A 4,284-nucleotide genomic window follows, 5' to 3' on the forward strand; every position below is an offset into this window, starting at 1 on the left:
TGTAGTTTGCAACACAGATTCTCAAGCACTTGACAACAGTCCTGTACCAAATAAAATTCAGTTAGGCGTTAACCTAACCGAAGGAATGGGTGCTGGAGCAAATCCAGATGTTGGACAACAATCTGCATTGGAAAGCATTGAAGATATCGAAAAAATGCTCGATACCAATACAAAAATGATATTCATTACTGCAGGAATGGGTGGTGGAACTGGAACAGGAGCTGCGCCAGTCATAGCACAATTGGCAAAAGAAAGAGATATTTTGACGGTAGGTATTGTCACAATTCCTTTTCAGTTTGAAGGAAAAGTACGTATTGAACAAGCACTGTTGGGTGTCGAAAAGTTAAGAAAACAAGTCGATTCGCTTATCGTAATCAATAATAACAAATTAAGAGAAGTATACGGAAATCTTGGTTTTAAAGCAGGTTTTTCAAAAGCAGATGAAGTTTTGGCAACCGCTTCACGTGGTATTGCGGAAGTGATTACCCATCATTACACACAAAATATAGATTTGAAAGATGCCAAAACCGTACTTTCAAATTCTGGAACTGCCATTATGGGTTCTGCCAAAGCAGAAGGAGAAAACAGAGCCAAAGAAGCTATAGTTTCTGCATTAGATTCGCCATTATTGAACGACAATAAAATTGCAGGAGCCAAAAACGTATTGTTGCTTATTGTTTCTGGAACCAACGAAATTACTATTGATGAAATTGGAGAAATCAACGATCATATTCAAGCCGAAGCTGGACACAATGCCAATATTATTATGGGTGTTGGAGAAGACGAAAATCTTGCCGACTCAATAGCGGTAACCATTATTGCAACAGGTTTTTGTGTAGAACAGCAAAACGAAATTGTAAATACAGAACCTAAAAAAATCATACATGCACTCGAAGACGATCAAAGAATTGTTCGCGATTTAACCCAGAAATATGTTGCTGAAGGATTCGATTTTTCATCAAATATAACTTCTCAAGAAAAAATAAATGAGATTCCAGTAGTCGACGAAAAAATTGTGTTCTCATTGGAAGAAGAAATTCCTGTAGTTGTAACGCCAGTTTTCACAATGGATCTGGTTCCAACATCAGAATTTATAAAAAATATCGATGTTACTTTTGAAGTAGTTTCCTCAAAAACAATCGATGTAAACGATTTTTATTTTACCTCGCCAGAAGTAAAACAAATTGAAGTTATTGATCCTGTATTTGTAGTGAAAGAAGATCAAATTGCATTTACTTTTGATTTACCAATTCAAAAATCGACGCCAAAAGAAATAAATACCGACAGACTATTGTTTGATTTGACAAATGAAATTAAGGAAATTAAAGTCAATCAAGCCATTGAATTTGTACCACTTACAGAAGTTAGTCAAAATGGAGTCATAAAACATTCGCTCGAAGAATATATGGAAAAAGAAAACCAATTATTCGAAGCAAAAAAGACCGATTTAGTCGTGGATATTACACCTGAAGAACTCAATTTGACAATGAAACAAGTCGATATAAATGCTGAGTCAACAGTAAATACTGAAAACAAAGTATCGCCACTTGAAATGTCAATCGAAGAAACGCTAAAAATGAGAGCCGAAGAGCGTCGTCGCAAAATGAAAGAATTCAATTATAAATTCCATAATAATGCTTCAAAAGTCGACGAATTTGAAAAAGAGCCTGCCTACAGACGAATGGGAATCGACATTACCAATAACCCAACAGAAAACAATCGCTCTAGAATGTCATTGGGCACAGACAGCAATGATGAGGTTCAACTGCGTTCAAACAATTCATTCTTGCATGACAACGTAGATTAAATTTATAAAAGCACCAACCCAAACCACCTTTTAACCCGAAAATTTCAACAGTTTTCGGGTTATTTTTTATTAATCCTAGGTATGAAAGAATCTAAATTTTCACTAGATTTGCCGAGCCTAATCCTGCTGTACGTTACAAGCTTTTTTCTTCAACTGCTTTTTTCTACAAACCAGAAAGAGCTTCCTTTGGTCGCTTTTCTGCTTTAAGAAAAAATGCAGTTCAATTCAAAAAGGCTTTCCACTGCCATCAGGGGCAGGAGATATTGGATTTAAGAATTTATATATTAGATTTGTGATGGCTCAAACTGTACAAATTTAGTTTCAATTCAAAAAATCTAAAATCTAAAGTCAGAAATCTAAAATCTAAAATCAATATGAGTTTATCAGTAAAAATAATGGACGAAATAAAAAATGCCATGCGTGCCAAAGACACAGTTGCATTGGAAGCACTTCGTGCCATTAAATCAGAAATATTATTGGCACAAACAGCCACAGGAAGCGTAGCAGAAATTACAGAAGCAGACGAAATCAAGATTTTGCAAAAGCTAGTAAAAATGCGTAAAGACAGCTACGAAATTTTCACAAAGCAAAACCGTCCCGATTTGGCAGAACCAGAAATGGCACAGATTGCGGTAATAGAAAAATTCTTACCAGCACAATTATCAGAAACAGAAGTAGAAGCCATTATTGCAAAAATTATTGCAGAAACTGGCGCATCAGGAATAGCCTCCATGGGAAAAGTCATGGGATTGGCATCTGCACAAACTGGTGGACAAGCTGAAGGGAAAACTATTTCGAGTATTGTGAAGAAATTGTTGGTTTAATCAATTACGAATTTCAAATTACGAATTACGAAATTGTAATGTAAATGAAACAAATTTATCTTTTCAGTGGTCTTGGTGCCGATTACAGAGCATTTGAAAAGCTAGATTTTTCAGATTTTTACATTACTCATATCAATTGGATCATTCCTAACAAAGATGAGTCAATTGAAAATTATGCCTATAGAATTTCAATACAAATCAAGGCTAAGAATCCTATTTTAATAGGACTTTCTTTTGGAGGAATGGTGGCTGTAGAGGTTGCCAAATTTGTTGAAGTAGAAAAGATAATTTTGCTGGCCTCAGCTAAAACAAAATATGAAATTCCTTTTTATTATAAAATACCAGGGAAATTGAAATTGCATAAATTGATTCCTGCAAGTATTTTAAAAAGAGCTAATTTTTTAAGTTATTGGTTTTTCGGAGTGGAAAATAAATCTGAAAAGCAGTTGTTAAAAAGCATTTTAAAAGATACCGATTCAATATTTTTAAAATGGGCATTGGATAAAATAGTAACTTGGAAAAATACAGTAACTAAGAAAGGTCTAATTCATATTCATGGCACATCTGATAGAATTTTGCCTCTTAAATTTGTTAAAGCTGATTTTAAAATTAAAAATGGCGGTCATTTTATGACATTAAACAAAAATATAGAATTATCAAATTTAATAGAAAGTATAATTACATAATTCGTAATTTGAAATTCGTAATTAAATAAAGGCTGCGTAGTTCAACTGGATAGAATATCAGATTTCGGCTCTGAGGGTTGGGGGTTCGAATCCCTTCGCGGTCACAAAAAAATGCCAATCATATAAATTTGAAAGGCATTTTTTCATCTATAAATTATTTATTACAAATTAGGAATTCTTAAAACTTGACCTGGATAAATTTTATCAGGATGTTCCAACATAGGTTTGTTGGCTTCAAAAATAACATCATATTTTTGAGGATCACCATAATATTTATCTGCAATTTTAGACAACCAATCTCCTGAAACTACCGTATGATATCTTGCTTCTGGCTCTGGAGTTGCTACTGTCATATTATTATCCACAGTATCTACACCTTCAACATTTCCTAACGTTAAAGCAATTTTTTCAGCATCGGCTTGTTTTTCTACTTCACCAGTTACTACAACATCATCGCCACGCAATGAAATTTTAATAGTTTTAAATGGCAAACCCATAGATTGTACGTGAGCTAATAAAGCACTAGCTTTTAATTGTGCCTTTTCCTCCGCAGGCGCTTCTTCCACATTTCTTCCAAAAAGTTTTGCACCCGCATTTTTCATAAATGAAATTAATCCCATAATAGTTTTTTTTAAGTTATTTTAATAAAAAATAAATTTAGTAAAAATTATCAAGCAATTTGAAAAAAATATTTGTGTTTAAAATCTATTAAACTAGTTTACTAAAACGTTAAACTTATCTTAACTTAACCATATTATTTACTCATCAATTTAATTAAATTTTAAATTATATTTATATTCGCATCACAAAAAATTATATCAATTATGAAAAAGATTATTTTATCCTTAATTTTAACTATTATGCTTGTTCCTACAAGTGTTAAGGCAGATGAAGGAATGTGGTTTTTAATGTTTATTGAACGTTTAAACCATCGCGATATGCAAAAAATGGGATTGCAATTAACTGC

General features: G+C 33.0%; 4 protein-coding genes and 1 tRNA gene. 4 read left to right on the forward strand and 1 reads right to left on the reverse strand.

The window, feature by feature from the left end; all coding sequences use genetic code 11:
• The 4 genes from ftsZ to RMN92_RS01785 form a co-directional block, all read left to right on the forward strand.
• Window positions 1-1,807: cell division protein FtsZ (gene ftsZ / locus RMN92_RS01770; RefSeq protein WP_309607747.1), on the forward strand; the 1,807-nt coding region annotated here is incomplete at its 5' end.
• Between the two features lie 374 nt (window positions 1,808-2,181).
• Entirely contained in the window at window positions 2,182-2,631 is a 450-nt protein-coding gene (locus RMN92_RS01775) for a GatB/YqeY domain-containing protein (RefSeq protein WP_309607748.1), read from the forward strand.
• A gap of 44 nt (window positions 2,632-2,675) precedes the next feature.
• Window positions 2,676-3,317: an alpha/beta hydrolase gene (locus RMN92_RS01780; RefSeq protein ID WP_309607749.1), complete on the forward strand. Its 642-nt coding sequence runs from the start codon at window positions 2,676-2,678 to the stop codon at window positions 3,315-3,317.
• 30 nt (window positions 3,318-3,347) lie between these two features.
• Window positions 3,348-3,421, forward strand: a tRNA-Arg gene (locus RMN92_RS01785).
• Window positions 3,422-3,478: 57 nt separating this feature from the next.
• Here RMN92_RS01785 and lysM read toward each other — a convergent pair.
• Complete coding sequence (gene lysM, locus RMN92_RS01790; protein ID WP_309607750.1) at window positions 3,479-3,937, reverse strand: peptidoglycan-binding protein LysM; 459 nt, start codon at window positions 3,935-3,937, stop codon at window positions 3,479-3,481.
• Between the last annotated feature and the right edge of the window lie 347 nt (window positions 3,938-4,284).

The organism is Flavobacterium sp., assembly GCF_031363805.1.
Taxonomy (GTDB): domain Bacteria; phylum Bacteroidota; class Bacteroidia; order Flavobacteriales; family Flavobacteriaceae; genus Flavobacterium.